The following is a 21,326-nucleotide window of genomic DNA, read 5'->3' as shown; positions in this document are numbered from 1 at the left end:
ATGCAAGGCGCATCGCTTCGTCATCAGCCATCCGCACCCGGTCGCAAGCCGGTGCCGCGGGGTGCCAGCCGAATGGTGGCCAAAGAGCCGATGTCGGCGCGCCTGCCGAAAGCCAACTTCGGTTTTCTCAAGAGTCTGTTCTGGCCGGTGTTGTTGGTGGCGTTGGGGTTCGGTACGTACGAAGGGGCTCAGCGGTTGCTGCCCTATGCGGATCGGCCGATCGCCCGGATCAATGTGCAGGGCGACCTGAGCTACATCAGTCAGCAAGCCGTGCAGCAGCGGATCGCCCCATTCGTGGCGTCGAGCTTCTTCACCATCGACCTGGCGGGCATGCGCAAGGAACTGGAGCAGATGCCCTGGATCGCCCATGCCGAAGTACGGCGGGTATGGCCTGACCAGGTATCGATCCGCCTGGAAGAACAACTGCCCGTGGCCCGCTGGGGCGACGAGTCGCTGTTGAACAACCAGGGCCAGGCGTTCACGCCACGGGAACTGGCCAACTACGAACATTTGCCACAACTGTTCGGTCCTCAGCGGGCCCAGCAGAAAGTAATGCAGCAGTACCAGGTGTTGAGTCAGATGTTGCGGCCGCTGGGCTTCTCCATCGCGCGCCTGGAGTTGCGTGAGCGCGGCAGCTGGTTCCTGACCACTGGCGCGGGCAGCTCGGGGCCGGGCATCGAGCTGCTGCTCGGGCGCGGCAACCAGGTGGAAAAGATGCGCCGCTTCATTGCCATCTATGACAAGACGCTCAAAGACCAGATTACGAACATCGCGCGCATCGATCTGCGCTACGCCAACGGCCTGGCTGTTGGCTGGCGGGAACCTGTAGCGCCCACGACGGCTGAACCCGCCGTCGCGAAGAATTAAGAAGAGGCAGGACCCATGGCAAACGTGCAAAGCGGAAAAATGATCGTCGGTCTGGATATCGGCACTTCCAAGGTGGTTGCGCTGGTAGGCGAGGTCGCGGACGACGGCACGCTGGTCATCGTCGGGATCGGTACCCACCCGTCCCGTGGCTTGAAAAAAGGCGTGGTGGTGAACATCGAGTCCACCGTGCAATCGATCCAGCGCGCCATTGAAGAAGCGCAGCTGATGGCCGGTTGCCGGATCCACTCAGCGTTTGTCGGTGTGGCAGGTAATCACATCCGCAGCCTGAACTCCCACGGCATCGTGGCGATTCGTGACCGTGAAGTCAGCTCCGCTGACCTTGAGCGCGTGCTCGACGCGGCGCAGGCCGTGGCGATCCCGGCCGACCAGCGTGTGCTGCACACCCTGCCGCAGGATTACGTGATCGATAACCAGGAAGGCGTGCGTGAGCCCCTGGGCATGTCCGGCGTGCGCCTGGAAGCCAAGGTCCACGTGGTGACCTGTGCCGTGAACGCCGCGCAGAACATCGAGAAATGCGTGCGCCGTTGCGGCCTGGAAATCGACGACATCATCCTCGAGCAACTGGCCTCGGCCTACTCGGTACTGACTGACGACGAGAAGGAACTGGGCGTGTGCCTGGTGGACATCGGCGGCGGCACCACCGACATCGCGATCTTCACCGAAGGCGCGATCCGCCACACGGCAGTGATCCCGATTGCCGGTGATCAGGTCACCAACGACATCGCCATGGCCTTGCGCACTCCGACCCAGTACGCCGAAGAAATCAAGATCCGCTACGCCTGCGCCCTGGCGAAACTGGCCGGTGCCGGTGAAACCATCAAAGTGCCAAGCGTTGGCGAACGTCCTCCGCGCGAGTTGTCCCGCCAGGCGTTGGCCGAAGTGGTCGAGCCGCGTTACGACGAGCTGTTCACGCTGATCCAGGCTGAGCTGCGTCGCAGTGGCTACGAAGACCTGATCCCGGCCGGCATCGTGCTGACCGGCGGTACGTCGAAGATGGAAGGCGCGGTCGAACTGGCCGAAGAGATTTTCCACATGCCGGTGCGCCTGGGCGTGCCCCATGGCGTCAAGGGCCTGGATGACGTGGTCCGCAACCCGATCTACTCCACCGGCGTGGGCCTGTTGATGTACGGCCTGCAGAAGCAGTCCGACGGGGTTTCGTTCTCGGGCATCGGCAGCCGCGACAGCTACAACAGCGACGAGCCGAAGGCGCCGCTTTTCGAGCGGCTCCAGGCTTGGGTGAAGGGCAATTTTTAGCAACAGGTTTAAAGCTTCAAGCGACGAGCCTCTGGCTTGGCACTGGAAGATGCAACAAACGCAGTAGGCGAAAAAACTAGAGAATGAAAGGAGAGGGAAAATGTTCGAACTCGTAGACAACATCCCCGCTAGCCCGGTTATCAAGGTAATCGGTGTCGGCGGTGGCGGCGGCAACGCTGTCAACCACATGGTCAAGAGCAACATCGAAGGCGTCGAATTCATTTGCGCCAACACTGATGCTCAAGCGCTGAAAAACATCGGCGCGCGAACCATCCTTCAACTGGGTACCGGCGTGACCAAGGGCCTGGGTGCCGGCGCCAATCCCGAGGTTGGCCGTCAGGCTGCCCTGGAAGACCGCGAGCGCATCGCTGAAGTCCTGGCTGGCACCAACATGGTGTTCATCACCACTGGCATGGGCGGCGGTACCGGTACCGGTGCGGCGCCGATCATCGCCGAAGTAGCCAAGGAAATGGGCATCCTCACCGTTGCGGTGGTGACCCGTCCGTTCCCGTTCGAAGGCCGCAAGCGCATGCAGATTGCCGATGAGGGCATCCGCGCGCTGAGCGAAAGCGTCGACTCGTTGATCACCATTCCCAACGAGAAGCTGCTGACCATCCTGGGTAAGGACGCAAGCCTGCTGTCGGCTTTCGCCAAGGCCGATGACGTACTGGCCGGTGCCGTTCGCGGTATCTCCGACATCATCAAGCGTCCAGGCATGATCAACGTCGACTTCGCCGACGTACGCACCGTGATGTCCGAAATGGGCATGGCGATGATGGGCACTGGCTGCGCCAGCGGTCCGAACCGTGCTCGCGAAGCTACCGAAGCGGCTATCCGCAACCCGTTGCTCGAAGACGTCAACCTGCAGGGCGCCCGTGGCATCCTGGTGAACATCACCGCCGGTCCGGACCTGTCCCTGGGCGAGTACTCCGACGTGGGTAGCATCATCGAAGCGTTCGCTTCGGACCACGCCATGGTCAAGGTCGGCACCGTGATCGATCCTGACATGCGTGACGAGTTGCACGTGACCGTGGTTGCCACTGGCCTGGGCGCGAAAATCGAGAAACCGATGAAGGTGATCGACAACACCGTTCAGACCTCCCTGGCATCGCAGCCGCAGCAACAAGCAGCCGCTCGTCAGGAACAACCCGCGGTGAACTACCGTGACCTGGACCGTCCGACCGTCATGCGCAACCAGGCTCAGGCCGGTGCTGCGACTGCCGCGAAGATGAATCCGCAAGACGATCTGGATTACCTGGACATCCCGGCATTCCTGCGTCGTCAGGCCGATTGATGAAATGTATCAGGGGGATACGGGTGATTGGTGTTCAGCAAAGGTCTGGTCTGCTATTATCGCCAGCCTTTGTTGATACCAGTTCGCAATTTGCGCTGAAGCGGCCCATGCCATGATTAAACAACGCACCCTGAAGAATATTATCCGTGCCACAGGTGTCGGCTTGCACTCCGGCGAGAAGGTCTACCTGACCCTCAAGCCCGCGCCTGTCGATACTGGCATCGTGTTTTGTCGTGCCGACCTCGACCCTGTGGTGCAGATCCCTGCTCGCGCGGAAAACGTTGGTGAAACCACTATGTCGACCACACTGGTCAACGGTGACACCAAAGTGGATACGGTGGAGCATTTGCTCTCGGCCATGGCTGGCCTGGGCATCGATAACGCCTACGTCGAGCTCTCCGCGTCCGAAGTCCCGATCATGGATGGCAGTGCCGGACCCTTCGTATTCCTGATTCAATCGGCTGGCCTGGAAGAGCAGGACGCAGCCAAGAAGTTCATCCGTATCCTGCGGGAAGTGACAGTGGAAGACGGCGACAAACGCGCCACTTTCGTGCCTTTCGAAGGTTTCAAGGTGAGCTTCGAGATCGATTTCGATCACCCGGTTTTCCGTGACCGCACCCAGAGTGCAAGCGTGGACTTTTCCAGCACTTCGTTCGTAAAAGAAGTCAGCCGCGCCCGTACCTTTGGTTTCATGAGTGACATCGAGTACCTGCGCAAGCACAACCTCGCACTCGGCGGCAGTGTTGAAAACGCGATCGTGGTCGATTCCGATGGTGTGTTGAACGAAGACGGCCTTCGTTATGAAGACGAGTTCGTCAAGCACAAGATTCTCGATGCAATCGGCGACCTCTACCTGCTGGGCAATAGCCTGATTGGTGAGTTCAAAGGCTTCAAGTCCGGCCACGCGCTGAACAACCAGCTGCTGCGCAAGTTGATTGAGCAGAAAGATGCTTGGGAAGTCGTGACGTTCGAAGACGCCAGCACCGCACCAATCTCTTACATGCGCCCTGTAGCGGCCGTGTAAGCATAAAAACCTCTCTAGTTTTTAAAGGCTGCCTTCGGGTGGCCTTTTTTTATGGCTGCTTTCTGGGACGTTTGTGGCAATAGGGGGAATGCTGTTTTTTGAGTTGAGTTGAGTTGAGTTGGGGTACATATCCGTTTCTGCGGTAATGGCCACTGGCGGTTCCGCCCTTACGGCGGGTCACTTTCGAAAAGCGCGAAAGTAACCAAAGCGCTCATGCCCCACCACTAGGTGCCTCGCTTAGGCTCGGCATGCCCTCACTCCGGCATTGCTCCGTGGGCCCGCCGCGAAGGACCATCCATGGTCCAGCGCGGCTATCCCGGCATCCATGCCGGGATGCCCACTCCACAATGCCTGCGTTCGGCCAGCGTGGTTAACGGGGCGCCGAGATCAACGTCCACCGCGAGGCGGCCTGACAGCCGGCCTGGTTCTTTCGGTCGTACACCTGTCAGATCTGTGGGAGCAAAGCTTGCTCGCGAAGGCGGCCTGACAGCCGGCCTATTTCTTGTGGTAGTACTCCGATCCAATTGTGGGAGCGAGCCTGCTCGCGAAGAGGCCGGCACATTCAACATCCTCATTGACTGAACCACCGTCATCGTGAGCAGGCTCGCTCCCACAGGATGAACGCGGTCATCAAAAAACAGGTCGGCTGTCAGGCCGCCTCGCGGTGGACGTTGATCTCGGCGCCCCGTTACCGCAGCAATGGATACACACCTACCCAAATCGGTCGAATAGCCACATGGAAGGGGCCATTACATCGCACAAACCACACGATTGCGCCCACTGGCCTTGGCCTGGTATAGCGCCTTGTCAGCAGCGAACATGAGCTGCTCGAGTTCGCCATAAGGTCCTTGGGCCCAGGTGGCAATGCCAATGCTGACGGTCATGGGGGCTGCGCCAGGAATGAAGGGGGGCAACTGTTCCACCGCTTCGCGAATGTTCTGGGCCATGGTAAAGGCTCCGGCGGTGGTGGTTTCCGGCAGTACCACCGCGAACTCCTCACCGCCGTAGCGCGCTGCCAGGTCGGCCGGTCGGCGGACATGCCTACCGATCAGATGCGCCAGGGTGCGCAAGGCCTCATCACCACTTGGGTGGCCGTGGCGATCGTTGAATGCCTTGAAGTGATCGGCATCGATCATCATGACTGACAGCGGTTGGCCCGAACGCTGGGCCCGCAGCCATTCCTGTTGCAGCGTTTCGTCCAGAGTCCGGCGGTTGGCCAGGCCCGTCAGCGAGTCGATGGACGCCAGTTGCGCCAGTTCCCGTTCAGCATGGTGGCGCCGCCTAAGTTCATGACGCAGCAGCCAGGTGAGCCAGAGCAAACCGATGCACAATGCCCCCGTAGCACCGCTGACCAGCAGCGCCGTGCGTTTCCAGGAGGCGAAGACTTCATCGGAGGAGAGCGCTACCACCACGATCAAAGGCAGGTCGCCCACTTGGGAGAAGGTGTACAGGCGCGGCTTCTGGTCCTGACCGGATACGCTGGTGAAGCTGCCGTTGCCTTCGCGCAGGATGCGCATGAAGTTCGGGCGGTTGCTGAAATCCTTGCCAATCAGGTCCTCGGCCAGGGGCGGCTCCTGGGCCAACAGAAAGCCTTCGCTGCTCACCAGATTGACTGTGCCGCCATGACCGATGTTCAGGCTCTTGAACAATTGGTTGAAATAGTTCAAGCGCATCGCGGCTTCCGCCACGCCCACGAACTCCCCTTGTTCGTCGTTTAGTCTGTAGCTGAAACTGATACGCCAGTCCTGCGCGGCACTTCTGGAGCGAAACGGGCGACTGATCATCATGCCCGGGCTTGGGTTATGGACATGGGACTGGAAGTATTCCCGGTCGGCGTAGTTGCCCTTTCGTGGCTCGATCGAGGCGGAGTCGGCGACTACATTGCCGCGCTTGTCGAGCAGCAGGATGTCGCCTTTATAGGGGGCGGCGGTGGCACGGTCGAAGAGGGCCAAGTGGCGAATCGTCGGCGAAACGTCTTTCAGGTCGTTGCGTTGGGCGGCGGCGACCAAACCTTGTAGCGACAGATCGTAGAGCTCCACGTTGCGCAGCACGTCGGCATCAATCAGTTGCACGATATTGGTCGCCGAACGTGTCGCGGCTTGTTGGGCGGCGGCGTATTCGCGGATCAGCAGGAAGGTCACGATGCTCAGGATCGCAATGACAACCAACGAACTGGCCAGTACGAGTACCCGTTCCGAGCGTATCGAAAACGGGGTATTGCCGGGTGTCGCACTGCTCGCGCTCATGGTTCCGATGTCTGCATTTGTCATGTGGCTGGGATCCGTCCCAAAGGGTTGCATAACCGGCAATGCACCAGATGCTGGCCTTTTGCTGATTGTGCTTGGATCGGTGAGAGCGGGCAATCAGTGTTCGCGCAATAACGCGTGAGCGCTGCCGAAGGCGGAGATCTTTTTACTTTGCTTGATTTGGCTTTCATCCAGCATTCAATCGCCTGGAATTCATCCCAATACGATCTAAACAGCGTGGGGTGTCAGGCCGGCAAGCGGATCCCGAAGGTATTCACGCCCCGGTCACTGCGCACGAAGACATCCCCGCCGTGCATCAGCGCAATCGCCTTGACGATGGCCAGCCCCAACCCGTGGTTGGCGCCACTGTTGCTGCGGGAGGCATCTACCCGGTAGAACCGTTCGAACAGGCGTGGCAGGTGTTCATCGGCAATCGGTTCGCCGGGGTTGGTGACGGCGAGGGTGATCTGGTCGCCCAGGGCCTCAATGCGCACATTGATCACTTGCCCCGGGGCGGTGTGTCGCACCGCGTTGCTCAGCAGGTTGATCAGTGCGCGGCGCAGGTGGGCGATCTCGATGTTGGCCTGGGCGTCACCGCTGACCCTGACCTGGACCTGGGCGTCTTCGAGGATGAAGTCCAGGTAGTCGAGGGTGGTCGCCACTTCGCCGGCCAGGGAGGTGCTGGTGAGTTTGGTGGCTTTGTTGCCCTGGTCGGCGCTGGCGAGGAACAGCATGTCGTTGATGATCGAGCGTAGCCGCTCCAGCTCTTCGAGATTCGATTGCAGCACCTCGAAGTAATGTTCGGCCGAGCGCCCACGGGTCAGCGCCACCTGGGTCTGGCCGATCAGGTTGGTCAGGGGCGAGCGCAGTTCATGGGCGACGTCGGCGTTGAACGACTCCAGTCGCGAGTACGCCTGTTCGACCCGGTCGAGGGTGGCGTTGAAGGAACTGACGAATTGACTGAGCTCCGGCGCCAAGGGTGACAGCTGCAAGCGCCCGGACAAGCGCGGTGGTGTCAGGCGTCTGGCCTCATCGGACAGTTTGATCAGCGGCTTGAGGCCGATACGCGCTACCCAGTAGCCCAGCAAGGAGGCCAGGATCACCCCGACAATCGCCAAGCTCACCAGTGCCACGAGCAAATAGTGTTGGGTCTGGTAGAACGTCTGGGTGTCGATGCCGATCATGAAGCGCAGCGGCGGACGCTGTTCCTTGGCCGGAAATTGGCTGACGAGCACTTTCATCGGGTATTGCTGCGCCGCCAACTTCAGGTCGCGCTTGCCCAGCGAACCTTCGGCGAAGGCACGAATCTGTGGATCGGGGTTGCCATATTCAAAGCGTGGATCGCCACTGACGATCCAGAAGTGAATGCGTTTGTCTTCCTCTCCCAGCAGGCGCAACTTGTTGTTGATCTTCACCCAGTGCTCGGGTGTGCCGTAGCGGCCGACCATGGATTCGAGCACGCTGTAGCGCGCATCGAGTTCGGCTTCCGGCAACAGACCCAGGCCCTTTTCGACTTGCTGGTACAAGGCCCCGCCGATCAACAGGAACACCAATGCCGCCACCAGCGTGAACATGCCGCTCAGGCGCAGGGCAATACTGTCGGGCAAAGTCACTCTCTGCTCTCCAGCACATAACCCATTCCACGAATCGTGTGCAGCAGTTTCTGTTCGAACGGTCCGTCGAGCTTGGCCCGCAAGCGTTTGATGGCCACTTCCACCACATTGGCGTCGCTGTCGAAGTTGATGTCCCAGACCATTTCGGCAATGGCGGTTTTCGACAGTATTTCGCCCTGGCGGCGCGCCAAGACGCTGAGCAGCGAGAACTCCTTGGCCGTCAGGTCCAGGCGTTGGCCTGCGCGGGTGGCCTTGCGGCTGATCAGGTCGATCCACAGGTCGGCGATGCTGACCTGCACCGGTTCCTGACTGCCGCTGCGGCGGGTCAGGGCTTGCAGGCGGGCCACCAGCTCCAGGAAGGAGAACGGCTTGCCCAGGTAATCATCGGCGCCGTCTCGCAAGCCCTTGATGCGATCTTCGACCCGTTCACGGGCGGTGAGCATGATCACCGGCGTCTGTTTGCGGGCGCGCAGGGCCCGCAGCACGCCGAAGCCGTCCAGGCCTGGCAGCATGACGTCCAGCACGATCACCGCGTAGTCGCTTTCCAGCGCCAGGTGCAGCCCCTCGACGCCGTCCGGCGCCACATCTACGGTGTAGCCCTGTTCGCTCAGGCCGCGATGCAGATAGTCCGCGGTTTTTTCTTCGTCTTCGATGATCAGAACGCGCATGGCCCCGCCTCAGTCTGTGGTCGCCAGCGTCGCCGGCGCAGGTCCGGGCTGCTGGACGGGCCGATGAAACAGTCGCTCGAGCCATAAGTATATGACCGGTGTAGTGAATAACGTCAGCGCCTGGCTCACCAGCAGGCCGCCGACCACTGCAATGCCCAACGGCTGGCGCAGTTCTGCGCCGGGGCCGGAGCCGAGCATCAGCGGCAGGGCGCCCAGCAGGGCGGCCAGGGTGGTCATGATGATCGGGCGAAATCGGGTCAGGCATGCCTGGAAAATCGCTTCCTGGGGCGTCAAGCCACCCTTGCGCTGGGCGTCGAGGGCGAAGTCGATCATCAGGATGCCGTTTTTCTTGACGATGCCGATCAGCAGCACCAGCCCGATCAGCGCCATGATCGAAAAATCCTGGCCCAGCAACCACAGCATGACCAGCGCGCCGAGGCCGGCCGAGGGCAGGGTGGAGATGATCGTCAACGGGTGTACGAAACTCTCGTAGAGCACGCCGAGGATGATGTACACCGCCAACAGCGCGGCGAGGATCAGCCATGGCTGGCTGGCCAGGGAGCTTTGGAACGCCTGGGCCGCGCCCTGGAAGTTGCCGGTAATGGAGGCCGGCATGCCGACCTCGTTCTTGGCCTGGTCGAGCATGCGCACCGCATCCCCCAATGCCACGCCAGGCGCCAGGTTGAATGACAGATTGGCGGCCGGGAACATGCCGTCGTGGGCAATGGACAGCGGGCCGTTGGTCGGCGCATCGAAGCGGGCCAGGGCCGAGAGCGGGACCATCTCTCCACTGAGCGGCGAGCGCAGGTAGAAATAGGCCAGGCTCTCGGCCTTGCCGCGTTGCGCGGTGTCGAGCTCCAGGATCACGTTGTACTGGTTGGTTTCAGTCTGGAATTCGTTGATCTGCCGCTGGCCGAAGGCGTCGTACAGGGCCTGGTCGACATCGCTGGCGGTGAGGCCAAAGCGCGCCGCCGCGCTGCGGTCGATGTTGATGTGGGTGATGCTGCCGCCCAGTTGCAGGTCGTTGGAGATGTCCCGGAACGCGGGGTTACCGCGCAGCCTGTCGGTGAGTTTTTGTGTCCAGGTGTTGAGCGTCGGTCCGTCGTTGCTCTTGAGCACGTATTGATACTGGGCGCGGCTCGGACCGGGACTGAGGTTGATGTCCTGCCCGGCCCTCAGGTACAGCACCACGCCGGGGATGCCCAGCAGTTTGGGGCGGATCCGGTCGATGAACGCGCTGGCCGACACGTCACGCTGATCCTGGGGCTTGAGGGCGATCCAGAAGCGACCATTGGCGATGGTCTGGTTGGAACCCGAGACGCCGACAGCGTGAGAAAAGCTCTGCACCGCCGGGTCGGCGGCGACGATCTCGGCCAGGGCCTTGTGTTTGGCCACCATGTCCGGGAATGACACGTCGGCGGCGGCTTCGCTGGTGCCCAACACCAGGCCGGTGTCTTGTACCGGGAAGAAACCCTTGGGAATGAATACGTAGCCCGCCACTGCCAGCGCCAGGGTCACGCCGAACACGCCGATCATCAGCCTCTGATGGGCCAGGGCCCAGCGCAGTGTCCGTTCATACCCACCCAGCAGGCGTTCGCCGAAACTTCGCTTGCCGTGGGCATGAGGCGTCGGGGCGCGCATGAACAGCGCGGCCAGGGTCGGTGCCAGGGTCAGGGACACCACCACCGAAATCAGGATGGTCGAAGTGGCGGTCAGGGCAAACTCCTTGAACAGACGCCCGACCACGCCACCCATGAAGAGCAGGGGAATGAACGCGGCTATCAGCGAAAAACTGATGGAGATCACCGTGAAGCCGATTTCGCCAGCTCCTTTGATCGCCGCTTCGCGCATGCCATCACCCGCCTCCAGGTGCCGGTGAATGTTCTCCACCACTACGATCGCATCGTCCACCACGAACCCGACCGAGATCACGATAGCCACCAGGGTCAGGTTGTTCAGACTGAAGCCCATCACATACATCAGGGCGAAACTGGCGATCAGCGACACGCCCAGGACCGCTGAGACAATCAGGGTCGCCGAGAGCTGGCGCAGGAACAGCGCCATCACCGCCACCACCAGCAGCACCGCGATCAGCAAGGTGATCTCCACCTCATGCAGCGAAGCGCGGATAGTCTGTGTACGGTCGTTCAATACCTTGACTTGCACGGCCGCGGGCAGCATGGCTTCCAGGGTCGGCAAGGCTGCCTGGATGCGGTCGACGGTGTCGACGATGTTCGCTCCCGGCTGACGGAAAATCACCAGGTTGAGCCCCGGTTGCTCATCGGACCAGGCCTGAATGTAGGCGTCTTCCGAACCATTGATGACTTTGGCGACGTCCTTGAGATGAACCGGTGCCCCATCCTTGTAGGACACGATCAACTCACCATATTCCTCCGGCTGGAACAGCTGATCGTTGGTGGACAGGGTGGAAACGCTCGACTCGCCGTAAAGCGCCCCCTTGGCCAGGTTGAGGCTGGCCTGCTGGAGCGCCACGCGAATGTCGGCCAGGGTCAGACCGATGGCGGCGAGTCGGTCCGCCGAGGCCTGTACCCGGATCGCCGGACGTTGCTGGCCGGTGATGTAGATTTGTCCCACGCCATCGATCTGGCTGAGTTGCCGGGCGAGCAGGGTTTCGACGTAGTCGCTCAATTCGGTGCCGGGCATCAGGCTGGAACTGATGCTGAGGATCAACACCGGGCTGTCGGCCGGATTGACTTTGCGCCAGGTGGGCAGGTTCGGCATGTCCTGGGGCAGTTTGCCGGAGGCGGTATTGATGGCCGCTTGCACTTCCTGGGCGGCGGTATCGATGCTTTTGTCCAGGCTGAACTGCAAGGTCAGGTTGGTCGAGCCCAGGGCACTGCTGGAGGTCATCTGGGTAATGCCGGAAATGGCGCTGAATTGCACTTCCAGTGGGGTCGCCACCGACGAAGCCATGGTTTCGGGGCTGGCGCCGGGCAACAGAGCCCTGACCTGGATGGTCGGGAATTCCGCTTCAGGTAACGGCGCGACAGGCAGGCGAGGAAAGGCGATCAATCCCAGCAGTATCAGGGCGAAGGTCATCAGGACCGTGGCGATGGGATGGTCGATGCACCACGCCGAAACCGAACCGCGGCCCTTCATGGTTTTGGCTCCGACACATTGGCCTGGGCCACTGGGTCACCAAGCACCTGGATGCGGCTGCCCGGCTTGATCCGTGACTGACCGTCGCTCACCAGTTGATCGCCCGCGCTCACCCCTTTGATGATGTGCAGGTCACTGTCCTGGTACACCATCACCACCGGTACGCTCTCTACCTGGTCGCCGGTGATTCGGTACACGAAAGGTTGCTCCAGGCCGCGCTGAACCACGGTCGGTGGAACCACCAGGGCGTCCTTGTCGAGGGCGGTCTGGATTTTCAATGTCACCAACTGCCCTGGCCATAGCCGTTGCGCGGCGTTGCTGAATTCAGCCTTGGCCCGCAGGGTGCCGGTGTTGGCGTTGATCTGGTTGTCGATCAGGCTCAGGCGGCCCTCGCCGAGCATTTCACCGGAGGTCCCATCAGCGCCTATGTAGGCCTGGACCAGCGCTTGCTCGGGGGCGGCCATCAACCGTTGCAAGGTGGGCAGCATTTGTTGGGGTAGGGCGAACTCCACTGCGATCGGGTCGATCTGGGTCACGGTGAACAAGCCCTCGGTGTCGCTGGTGCGCAGGAAGTTGCCTTCGTCCACGTTGCGAATGCCGACGCGACCGGTCACCGGGGAGCGGATCCGGGTGTAGGACAACTGCACCTGGGCGGCATCGATGGCCGCCTGATTGCCCTGGGCGGTGGCCTTGAGCTGGTTGACCAGTGCCTGTTGCTGGTCGTAGGTCTGTTTCGATACGCCGTCGTCGACACTGAGCAATTTGTAACGCTTGAGATTGACCTGGGCGACCGCCAGTTGTGCCTGGCTTTCACCGAGTTGGGCCCTGGCCTGGTCAAGGCTGGCGCGGATCGAGCGGTCGTCGATGGTGGCCAGCAGTTCCCCCTTCTTGACCTGTTGCCCTTCCTTGACCAGCAGTTGAGTGAGGATGCCGTCGATCTGCGGGCGGATCACCACGCTGTGCAGTGACAACACCGTGCCGATGCCACTGGCAAAGCGCGGCACATCCTTTTGCACCACGCTGACGACCCTTACCGGCACGGCCACGGGCGCGCCGGGCTTGGCGGTGACAGGCTTCATGACATACCAGAGGGCGACAGCTGCCAGAGCGACCAGGAGCGCGACGAGCAAGACGGGTTTTTTCTGGATGTGCATGGATGTGGGAGGCCGGTTCAGGACAGAGGGATTTTTATCTTTCTTATATAGCGTTGTGAGGTGGTCAGGAAGGTGACGCCTAACTGACGGGCTTGTCAGTTTTGTCCCGACTTGCTGTCAGACGAGTGAAGGGCCGATTGAATCCGCCCTGCGCGCGCTGGTATCGGGCGGGTATACTGCCGACTTTCGCGGCTCGCTCTCCGGGCCCGACTTGCACGCATTACCCGGAGCTTTACATGACTTCCCCAACACCTTCGCCCGCGGACGAACGCCCGAACGGCGAACAGGCCGACCGGCCCGACAGCGATGTTTCCAGCGGCGAGAGCGTCAACGCGATCCCGACCTTCAAGTTTCCGTTCAAGCCCGGTGAGCTGGCCGCGGCCAAAGGGGCCGGGCAGCAGCCTTGGTACAAGAACGGCGCGAAGAACGGTCATACCAAGACCCCTGGCGCCGCGCCTCCCGGCACGCGTCGCTCGATGGGCAAGCGCTGATATCTCCCTGGGAGCACGGGCGCGAAATCAGTTCGCGACCCGTGCACCGGCCAGACTGCCACTCAACTCATAGGCCGTCAGTTCGGCCTGGTGCGCCGCGAGGATTTCCGGCAGCGAGCCGCGCAGGTACTCGACCCAGGTCTTGATCTTCGCATCCAGGTACTGGCGCGAAGGATAGATGGCGTAGAGGTTCAGTTCCTGGGAGCGGTAGTTGGGCATGACCCGCACCAGCGTGCCATTGCGCAAGCCCTCGATGGCGGCATACACCGGCAACACGCCCACGCCCATGCCACTGGTGATCGCGGTTTTCATGGCATCGGCGGAGTTCACCAGGAACGGTGAGTTGCTGATGGTGACCATCTCTTGGCCTTCGGGGCCGTCAAATACCCATTTCTCCAGCGGAATGACCGGGCTGACCAGGCGCAGGCAGGCGTGGTTGAGCAGGTCGCCGGGTTTCTGCGGGCAGCCGCTGGCTTTCACGTAGGCAGGTGATGCGCAGACGATGCTGTAGGTGATCCCCAGGCGCTGGGAGACAAAGCCCGAGTCCGGCAATTCGCTGGCCAGTACGATGGAAACGTCGTAACCCTCGTCCAGGATGTCCGGCACACGATTGGCCAGGGTCAGGTCGAAAGTCACGTCGGGATGGGTTTTACGATAGCGGGCGATGGCATCGATCACGAAATGCTGGCCGATGCCGGTCATGGTATGGACCTTCAACTGCCCGGCAGGACGTGCGTGAGCATCGCTGGCCTCGGCTTCAGCCTCCTCGACATACGCCAGGATCTGCTCGCAACGCAGCAGATAACGTTTGCCGGCCTCGGTCAGGGCGATGCGGCGGGTGGTGCGGTTGAGCAGGCGGGTTTGCAGATGGGCTTCCAGGTTGGAAACCGCACGCGAAACGTTGGCTGTGGTGGTATCCAGTTGCACGGCGGCGGCGGTGAAACTGCCCGCTTCAGCAACACAGCTGAACGCACGCATGTTTTGCAAAGTGTCCATGGGAGGCTCTCTTGGGAGATGGCAAATTGTGACACGAAGTTACAGCGCAGCGGACCCCGACTAATGGATTATCGCAGTAACGGTAACAAAGATTCGCAGAAAGGTCGGCTTATCGCCGTTCGATGGGGTGCCTAGAATTGCGGCCAATCCTGGATCGCTGATTGCTGTGGGAGCGAGCCTGCTCGCGATGGCGGCATCACATTCCCCTCAATGTGTCTGCCTGGACGCTATCGCGAGCAGGCTCGCTCCCACAGTTGCGTCACCGGGCATTCAGCCTCTTCACGCCTCCCCATCTCAGGAATTTTGCGCAAGTGCCGCGTTGCATCAGCAGAGAGCTGAAGACTCTCAGTGTTTGGCTTTTAACGTTCACCATCAGCGGTTGCATCGGCACGGGAGGGATTGCGCCGCAAGGCCAGGCATTGTCGGCCAATCAACTGGCCACCGATGAAGCGATCCGCGAGGCTGCCCGTGATGCTCACTGGCCCACCGGCCAGTGGTGGAATGCCTATGGCGACCGGCAACTGGATCGCTGGATCGACCTGGCCGTGCATGACAGCCCGAGCCTGGCCCTGGCCGCTGCCCGCGTGCGGCAGGCCAAGGCCATGGCCGGTGTCGTCGAGGCTGCCGAGTCGCTACAGATCAATGGTCAAGCGACCCTCAAGCGCCACAACTGGCCCACCGATCAGTTCTATGGCCCTGGCGAGTTGGCCGACACCACCACTTGGGACAATAACGCGGGCCTGGGCTTGAGCTATGCGCTGGACCTGTGGGGCCGCGAGCGCAACGCCAGTGAGCGGGCCGTCGACCTGGCTCATGTCAGCGTGGCCGAGGCGCGGCAGGCGCAGTTGGAGTTGCAGAACAACATCGTGCGCACCTATATCCAGTTCGCGTTGCACTATGCCCAGCGCGATATCGTCGTGGCGACCCTCCATCAGCAGGAGCAGATTCTCGAACTGGCGCAAAAGCGTCTGGACGGCGGCATCGGCACCCATTTCGAAGTCAGCCAGGCCCAGGCGCCATTGCCTGAGACCCATCGGCAACTCGACGCCCTCGACGAAGCCATTGCCTTGAGCCGCAATCAACTGGCGGCGCTGGCGGGCAAAGGGCCAGGAGACGGGGCGCGGCTGCAGCGCCCGACCCTGGCCCTCGGTGCGCCCTTGAAGTTGCCGTCGGCCTTGCCCGCCGAATTGCTCGGCCAGCGTCCGGACGTGGTGGCCGGGCGTTGGCAAGTGGCCGCTCAGGCGCGGGGTATCGATGTCGCGCGTGCCGGGTTTTATCCCAATGTCGACCTGGTGGGCAGTATCGGCTACATGGCGACCGGTGGCGGGGCGCTGGAGTTCTTGACCGGCAAGAAGCTCAACTACAGCGTCGGACCGGCCATCACACTGCCGATTTTCGACGGTGGGCGCCTGCGCTCACAGTTGGGGGAGGCGGCGGCCGGTTATGACATCGCCGTGGCCCACTACAACCAGACGCTGGTCGATGCGCTCAAGAGCATTTCCGATCAGTTGATCCGCCGTGAGTCCATGGACAAGCAACACGTCTTCGCTGCTGAGTCGGTGGCCGCCGCGCAACGCACCTACGACATCGCGATGGTTGCGTTCCAGCGCGGGCTCACTGACTACCTCAACGTGCTCAACGCCCAAAGCCTGTTGTTCAAGCAGCAACAGGTGCAGCAGCAAGTGGAGGCGGCGCGCCTGACGACCCACGCCGACCTGGTGACGGCGTTGGGCGGTGGCCTGGACGCCGGCAAGGACATCCCTGACTTGAGCCATGTTGAGTAGTTCTATTGTGATGTCTTTATTCGCTCCTGCCCGCTGGCTGTACCGCCTCGAATGGCGCCGTGGTTTCTTCGACTGGGCTCGCAGCGACGGTGTGACGTGGGTCTACATTTTCAAAGTGCTGCTCGCCGCCTTCCTGACATTGTGGCTGGCGATGCGTCTGGAGCTGCCGCAACCGCGCACCGCCATGATCACGGTGTTTATCGTCATGCAGCCCCAGAGCGGGCAGGTGTTCGCCAAGAGTTTCTATCGCTTGCTCGGCACGCTGGCCGGCTCGGCGGTGATGGTGGCGCTGATTGCCTTGTTCGCCCAGAACACCGAACTGTTTCTAGGCAGTCTGGCGATCTGGGTCGGCGTCTGTTCAGCGGGCGCGGCGCGTTATCGCAACTTCAGGGCCTATGGTTTTGTGCTGGCCGGCTACACCGCGGCCATGATCGGTCTGCCGGCCCTGGCTCATCCGGAAGGCGCGTTCATGGCGGCGGTCTGGCGTGTGCTGGAAATTTCCCTGGGGATTCTCTGCGCAACCCTGATCAGCGCCGCGATCTTGCCGCAAACCGCCAGCGCCGCCATGCGCAACGCCTTGTACCAACGCTTTGGAGTGTTCGCCCTGTTTGTCACGGATGGCTTGCGTGGACGCAGCAAACGCGAGGCATTCGAGGCGCGTAACGTCGGCTTCATTGCCGAAGCCGTGGGCCTGGAAAGCCTGCGCAGCGTGACGGTGTTCGAAGACCCGCACATGCGTCGGCGCAACGGTCGGCTCAGCCGCTTGAACAGCGAGTTCATGGGCATCACCACCCGATTCAACGCCTTGCACCAGTTGCTCGAACGTCTACGCAGCCGCGGGGTGGATCATGTGGTGAATGCCATTAAACCGGGTTTGCAAACGTTGGCCGAGTTGCTGGACGGTTTTAGCGCCCGCGCCCTGACCGATAAAGATGCCGCGCGCCTGGCGGCGGAGTTGGCAACCTATAAAGCCGATTTGCCGGCACAGGTCCGCAGGCTGCGTGGGGTGTTCGAAGAAACAGATCCGAGCGAGGCAGAACGGCTGGACTTTCACACCGCTTACGAGCTGCTGTATCGCTTCGTCGATGACTTGCACGGCTACGCCCAGACCCATGCGTCGCTGGCTGATCATCGCCACGAACGCGAGCAATGGGACCAACCTTTCATGCCGCAGACCAACGGTCTGGCGGCTGCGGCGTCGGGGTTTCGGGCAGCGTTCATCCTGCTGGTGCTGGGCAGCTATTGGGTCGCCACGGCCTGGCCGAGCGGTGCGACCATGACGATGATTGCCGCCGCCACGGTGGGCTTGTCGGCCGCCACGCCCAACCCCAAACGCATGGCGTTCCAGATGGCGTGTGGCACGCTGCTCGGGGCCTTGATCGGTTTCGTCGAGATGTTTTTCATCTTCCCGCTGATCGATGGCTTCCCCTTGCTCTGCGTGATGTTGGCGCCGGTGATCATGTTGGGCTCATTCCTCAGCTCGCGACCGCAATATGCCGGGGTCGGGTTGGGGTTGTTGATCTTCTTCTGCACAGGCTCGGTGCCCGACAACCTGACGGTCTACAACCCCTACACCTTCATCAACGATTACCTCGCGATGATCCTTGGCATGCTGGTATGTGCCGCTGCCGGGGCAATCATTCTGCCGCCCAACAGTCGCTGGTTGTGGCGCCGGCTCGAACAAGACCTGCGCGAGCAGGTGGTGTTTGCCATCAGCGGCCGGCTCAAGGGCCTGGCCTCGGGCTTTGAAAGTCGCACCCGGGACTTGCTGCATCAGGCTTATGGACTGGCGGCGGGGCAACCTGGGGTGCAGCGGGATCTGTTGCGCTGGATGTTTGTGGTCCTGGAAGTCGGCCACGCGATTATCGAATTGCGCAAGGAACAGGCGATCTTGCCCGTGCATCCGGCCTATGCCCCAAGCCAGCCCTGGCGCCAGGCGATCCGCGTGATGGGGCGGGCGTTGGTGCGGCTGTTTCGTCAGCCCGGCCAGAGCAATCTGGAGCGCGCCCTGCTGGCGGTCGACCATGCCATCAGCCGCGTACAGGCCAGTGACGAACCCTTCGCCCCGCATTTCGACACCTCAGCCCTGCGCCGGGTGAAAAGCTACCTGCATTTCATCCGCACCTCGCTGTTGGACCCGCAATCGCCATTGGCGGCCTACGCCAGGCCGCTGCCCCAGGAACCCGAACATGCCTCGTGAAATCGCCTTCCATGGCGTGTACATGCCCACCATGACCCTGATGTTTTTCATCGCCGCCGCCCTGGCCTGGGCCCTGGATCGTTTTCTGTCGGGGTTGGACCTGTACCGCTTCTTCTGGCACCCGGCGCTGCTGCGCCTGAGTCTGTTTACCTGCCTGTTTGGCGCGCTGGCGCTGACGGTCTACCGTTGAGATCAATGCGATGAAAAAGTTTTTCAGCCTGCTTGCGACGCTGTTGGTGCTGGCCCTTGCCTTGTGGATCGGCCGGATGTTGTGGGTGCACTACATGAACACTCCGTGGACCCGTGATGGTCGGGTACGCGCCGACATCATCAACGTCGCCGCCGACGTCAGTGGCGAGGTGGTCGAGGTGCCGGTACGTGATAACCAGTTGGTAAAAAAGGGCGACCTGCTGATGCGCATCGACCCCGAGCATTACCGCATTGCGGTGAAACAGGCTCGCTCTTTGGTGGCCTCGCGCAAGGCGACCTGGGAAATGCGCAAGGTCAACGCGCATCGGCGTGCCGACCTGGACAGCCTGGTGATCTCCCGGGAAAACCGTGACGACGCCAGTAACATTGCCGACTCGGCCCTGGCCGATTACCAGCACGCACAGGCGCAACTGGAGGCCGCCGAACTGAATCTCGCCCGTACCCAGGTCCGCGCGGCGGTGGACGGTTATGTCACCAACCTCAACGTGCATCGGGGCGACTATGCGCGCATCGGCGAGGCGAAAATGGCCGTGGTGGACATGAATTCGTTCTGGGTCTACGGCTTCTTCGAAGAAACCAAGCTGCCCAAGGTGCGGGTCGGTGATTCGGCGCAGTTGCAGTTGATGAGCGGCGAGGTGCTCAAGGGGCATGTGGAAAGCATCTCGCGGGGCATCTACGACCGTGACAACCCCGCAAGCCGCGAGTTGATCGCCGATGTGAACCCGACCTTCAACTGGGTTCGCCTGGCGCAGCGGGTGCCGGTGCGGATCCATATCGACGAAGTGCCGGACGGCGTGCTGCTGGCGGCGGGGATGACCTGTACGGTGGTGGTTGATCCCAAGCCGAGCGCTGACGCCCACGGATAATTGTGGGCGCGAGCCTGCTCGCTCCCACAGGGTTTCATGCGTGTTTACCCTGTGTTTTACAGCGACCCACCCAACCCGAACCGCTTCATCAAGCCTTTTTCCAGCAACCCCTTGGGCAGCAAACCGGCCATCAACGGCAACGCCCGGCTGCCATTGCCCAAGCGCAGCAGGCGCGGGGGCCTGGGTTGCTGCACGGCCTTGAGCAGTCCTGCGGCAAAATCGCTGGCCGGGGTCGGGTTGTCCTGGGACGCCTTGGCGCGGCTGCGGATGCCGTCGCGCAGAGGCCACCAGGGTGACTGTTCGCTGATCAGTTGCTCGGCTTCATGGCCGGCATTTTTGGCGAAGCTGGAGGCAATGGCGCCGGGCTGGACTTCCATCACGCGGATGCCGAACGGTGCCAGTTCCATGCGCAGCGCATCGCTCAAGGCATGCACCGCCGCCTTCGAGGCGCAATAGGCGCCGGCAAATGGCGTCACCAGCACGCCGGAAACGCTGCCGATGTTCACCACCAATCCCTTGGCCCGGCGCAGCACCGGGAACAGTGCGCGGGTCACTCCGACGACCGCGAACACGTTGGTTTCGAACTGGCGCTGCATGGCCGGCACACCACCGTCCAACAAGGGACCCATGGCGCCGTAGCCGGCATTGTTGATCAGCACATCGAGACCGCCGTGTTGTTGGTTGATGCGTTCGCTCAACTGTTCCAAGGCCTGGCCATCATTGACGTCCAGTTGTACGGCGGTAAACCCGGCAGCACTGAGCAGCGCCACGTCCTCATCCTTGCGTGCACTGGCCCATACTTGATAGCCGGCGGCCTTGAAGGCATCGGCGAGGGCGCGGCCGATGCCGCTGGAACATCCGGTAATCAACGCAACGGGCATAGCCATTCCTTATGCAAACAGTGAGAGGGGATCAGTTGGAGAAGCTGCCTTGCAATCGTTCGGCGCGAAACTCCAGGGTTTGTGGGCGGTAGCCGGGACGCAGTGGCGGCAGGGGCAGGCAATCCTGCCAGTCCGCGCAGGGCTGCAACTCGCCTGGGCCTCTGTAACGAGGTGCGGTGTACTGATTGTCGGCCAGGTTGATGGTGTCGCCGGGTGCATACGCCGCGATTCGCCAGCGCAGTTCGATCAGCGGTACATCGTTGCCATTGGTCATGTTCAGCAACAGCGGACGGTCGGCCGGGCAGCGTTCGGGGGCGTAAGTGACGCGCAGATCCAGGCGCGCCAGTTGCCGGGTTTCGCGGTTGTCCTCCCAGAGTACCCACGCGGCCACCAGTCCCAACCCGACGAACGCCGCCAGGGACACCGGCAACGCCTTGGCCGGATAGCGCAGCAGCAGGATGAGCCAGGTGATGACCAGCAAGACGCCGATAAGCATGGTTGAAGCCTCCGTTACCGTCACACCATCCTACCGGAGGGGGCGGGCCGTGGGTATTCATCCGTCTCGGGCCGTCGGTCGCCGCTGTCATATCTGACAGTAGGCAAGGGTTGTCTGCCCTTGTTAGATGCCGTTTACGAC

At 61.8% G+C, this 21,326-nt stretch carries 17 protein-coding genes; 9 read left to right on the top strand and 8 right to left on the bottom strand.

What is annotated here, in order from left to right; all coding sequences use genetic code 11:
- From QOM08_RS23160 to lpxC, 4 genes are all read left to right on the top strand, one after another.
- Nucleotides 1-867: a cell division protein FtsQ/DivIB gene (locus QOM08_RS23160; protein ID WP_047228822.1), complete on the top strand. Its 867-nt coding sequence runs from the start codon at nt 1-3 to the stop codon at nt 865-867.
- 15 nt (nt 868-882) lie between these two features.
- Nucleotides 883-2,142, top strand: a complete 1,260-nt coding sequence (ftsA, locus tag QOM08_RS23155; RefSeq protein ID WP_076383614.1) for a cell division protein FtsA — start codon at nt 883-885, stop codon at nt 2,140-2,142.
- Between the two features lie 100 nt (nt 2,143-2,242).
- Nucleotides 2,243-3,436 carry a cell division protein FtsZ gene (gene ftsZ / locus QOM08_RS23150; protein WP_047228824.1) on the top strand — a complete coding sequence of 398 codons (1,194 nt, stop codon included), beginning with the start codon at nt 2,243-2,245 and terminating at the stop codon, nt 3,434-3,436.
- Between the two features lie 112 nt (nt 3,437-3,548).
- On the top strand, nt 3,549-4,460 hold the full coding sequence (lpxC, locus tag QOM08_RS23145) for a UDP-3-O-acyl-N-acetylglucosamine deacetylase (protein WP_030139673.1): 912 nt from the start codon (nt 3,549-3,551) through the stop codon (nt 4,458-4,460).
- Nucleotides 4,461-5,209: 749 nt separating this feature from the next.
- On the opposite strand, the gene QOM08_RS23140 is transcribed toward lpxC, so the two are convergent.
- The 5 genes from QOM08_RS23140 to QOM08_RS23120 all read right to left on the bottom strand — a co-directional run bounded on the left by QOM08_RS23140 (nt 5,210) and on the right by QOM08_RS23120 (nt 13,261).
- Complete coding sequence (locus tag QOM08_RS23140; RefSeq protein ID WP_316913249.1) at nt 5,210-6,706, bottom strand: sensor domain-containing diguanylate cyclase; 1,497 nt, start codon at nt 6,704-6,706, stop codon at nt 5,210-5,212.
- 245 nt (nt 6,707-6,951) lie between these two features.
- Complete coding sequence (locus QOM08_RS23135; protein ID WP_372241395.1) at nt 6,952-8,280, bottom strand: heavy metal sensor histidine kinase; 1,329 nt, start codon at nt 8,278-8,280, stop codon at nt 6,952-6,954.
- A gap of 35 nt (nt 8,281-8,315) precedes the next feature.
- Nucleotides 8,316-8,987, bottom strand: a complete 672-nt coding sequence (locus QOM08_RS23130) for a heavy metal response regulator transcription factor (RefSeq protein WP_316912191.1) — start codon at nt 8,985-8,987, stop codon at nt 8,316-8,318.
- A 9-nt stretch (nt 8,988-8,996) separates the two neighbouring features.
- Nucleotides 8,997-12,107 carry a multidrug efflux RND transporter permease subunit gene (locus tag QOM08_RS23125; RefSeq protein WP_316912190.1) on the bottom strand — a complete coding sequence of 1,037 codons (3,111 nt, stop codon included), beginning with the start codon at nt 12,105-12,107 and terminating at the stop codon, nt 8,997-8,999.
- Nucleotides 12,104-13,261, bottom strand: a complete 1,158-nt coding sequence (locus tag QOM08_RS23120; protein ID WP_316912189.1) for an efflux RND transporter periplasmic adaptor subunit — start codon at nt 13,259-13,261, stop codon at nt 12,104-12,106. Before QOM08_RS23120 ends, QOM08_RS23125 begins: the two co-directional genes overlap by 4 nt.
- A 236-nt stretch (nt 13,262-13,497) precedes the next feature.
- On the opposite strand from QOM08_RS23120, the gene QOM08_RS23115 reads away from it, so the two are divergent.
- Nucleotides 13,498-13,752 carry a hypothetical protein gene (locus QOM08_RS23115; protein ID WP_047228828.1) on the top strand — a complete coding sequence of 85 codons (255 nt, stop codon included), beginning with the start codon at nt 13,498-13,500 and terminating at the stop codon, nt 13,750-13,752.
- A gap of 27 nt (nt 13,753-13,779) precedes the next feature.
- Here QOM08_RS23115 and QOM08_RS23110 read toward each other — a convergent pair whose 3' ends face one another.
- Nucleotides 13,780-14,748, bottom strand: a complete 969-nt coding sequence (locus QOM08_RS23110; protein ID WP_047228829.1) for a LysR family transcriptional regulator — start codon at nt 14,746-14,748, stop codon at nt 13,780-13,782.
- A gap of 311 nt (nt 14,749-15,059) precedes the next feature.
- Between QOM08_RS23110 and QOM08_RS23105 the strand changes: the two genes are divergently transcribed.
- From QOM08_RS23105 to QOM08_RS23090, 4 genes are read left to right on the top strand one after another with little or no spacing between them, the layout of a single operon-like run.
- On the top strand, nt 15,060-16,532 hold the full coding sequence (locus QOM08_RS23105; RefSeq protein ID WP_316912188.1) for an efflux transporter outer membrane subunit: 1,473 nt from the start codon (nt 15,060-15,062) through the stop codon (nt 16,530-16,532).
- Between the two features lie 7 nt (nt 16,533-16,539).
- Entirely contained in the window at nt 16,540-18,732 is a 2,193-nt protein-coding gene (locus QOM08_RS23100; RefSeq protein WP_139049261.1) for an FUSC family protein, read from the top strand.
- On the top strand, nt 18,722-18,922 hold the full coding sequence (locus QOM08_RS23095) for a DUF1656 domain-containing protein (protein ID WP_024617598.1): 201 nt from the start codon (nt 18,722-18,724) through the stop codon (nt 18,920-18,922). The genes QOM08_RS23100 and QOM08_RS23095 overlap by 11 nt, the downstream gene beginning before the upstream one ends.
- A 10-nt stretch (nt 18,923-18,932) precedes the next feature.
- Entirely contained in the window at nt 18,933-19,808 is an 876-nt protein-coding gene (locus QOM08_RS23090) for an HlyD family secretion protein (protein ID WP_316912187.1), read from the top strand.
- 56 nt (nt 19,809-19,864) lie between these two features.
- Here QOM08_RS23090 and QOM08_RS23085 read toward each other — a convergent pair whose 3' ends face one another.
- Complete coding sequence (locus tag QOM08_RS23085; protein WP_274089985.1) at nt 19,865-20,689, bottom strand: SDR family oxidoreductase; 825 nt, start codon at nt 20,687-20,689, stop codon at nt 19,865-19,867.
- Between the two features lie 31 nt (nt 20,690-20,720).
- A complete protein-coding gene (locus QOM08_RS23080; protein WP_316912186.1) occupies nt 20,721-21,185 on the bottom strand; it encodes a multidrug transporter in 465 nt (154 codons plus the stop codon).
- Nucleotides 21,186-21,326: the final 141 nt, after the last annotated feature.

This window comes from Pseudomonas sp. P105 (assembly GCF_032614175.1).
GTDB lineage: Bacteria > Pseudomonadota > Gammaproteobacteria > Pseudomonadales > Pseudomonadaceae > Aquipseudomonas > Aquipseudomonas rhizophila.
The sequence above is the reverse complement of the archived record's forward strand: the minus strand, read 5'-3'. Positions and strand labels throughout refer to the sequence as shown.

Coding starts and splice junctions, on each gene's coding strand:
- QOM08_RS23160 (WP_047228822.1), top strand. CDS start 1: ATGCAAGGCGCATCGCTTCGTCATCAGCCATCCGCACCCGGTCGCAAG.
- ftsA (WP_076383614.1), top strand. CDS start 883: ATGGCAAACGTGCAAAGCGGAAAAATGATCGTCGGTCTGGATATCGGC.
- ftsZ (WP_047228824.1), top strand. CDS start 2,243: ATGTTCGAACTCGTAGACAACATCCCCGCTAGCCCGGTTATCAAGGTA.
- lpxC (WP_030139673.1), top strand. CDS start 3,549: ATGATTAAACAACGCACCCTGAAGAATATTATCCGTGCCACAGGTGTC.
- QOM08_RS23140 (WP_316913249.1), bottom strand. CDS start 6,706: ATGAGCGCGAGCAGTGCGACACCCGGCAATACCCCGTTTTCGATACGC.
- QOM08_RS23135 (WP_372241395.1), bottom strand. CDS start 8,280: ATGTTCACGCTGGTGGCGGCATTGGTGTTCCTGTTGATCGGCGGGGCC.
- QOM08_RS23130 (WP_316912191.1), bottom strand. CDS start 8,987: ATGCGCGTTCTGATCATCGAAGACGAAGAAAAAACCGCGGACTATCTG.
- QOM08_RS23125 (WP_316912190.1), bottom strand. CDS start 12,107: ATGAAGGGCCGCGGTTCGGTTTCGGCGTGGTGCATCGACCATCCCATC.
- QOM08_RS23120 (WP_316912189.1), bottom strand. CDS start 13,261: ATGCACATCCAGAAAAAACCCGTCTTGCTCGTCGCGCTCCTGGTCGCT.
- QOM08_RS23115 (WP_047228828.1), top strand. CDS start 13,498: ATGACTTCCCCAACACCTTCGCCCGCGGACGAACGCCCGAACGGCGAA.
- QOM08_RS23110 (WP_047228829.1), bottom strand. CDS start 14,748: ATGGACACTTTGCAAAACATGCGTGCGTTCAGCTGTGTTGCTGAAGCG.
- QOM08_RS23095 (WP_024617598.1), top strand. CDS start 18,722: ATGCCTCGTGAAATCGCCTTCCATGGCGTGTACATGCCCACCATGACC.
- QOM08_RS23090 (WP_316912187.1), top strand. CDS start 18,933: ATGAAAAAGTTTTTCAGCCTGCTTGCGACGCTGTTGGTGCTGGCCCTT.
- QOM08_RS23085 (WP_274089985.1), bottom strand. CDS start 20,689: ATGCCCGTTGCGTTGATTACCGGATGTTCCAGCGGCATCGGCCGCGCC.
- QOM08_RS23080 (WP_316912186.1), bottom strand. CDS start 21,185: ATGCTTATCGGCGTCTTGCTGGTCATCACCTGGCTCATCCTGCTGCTG.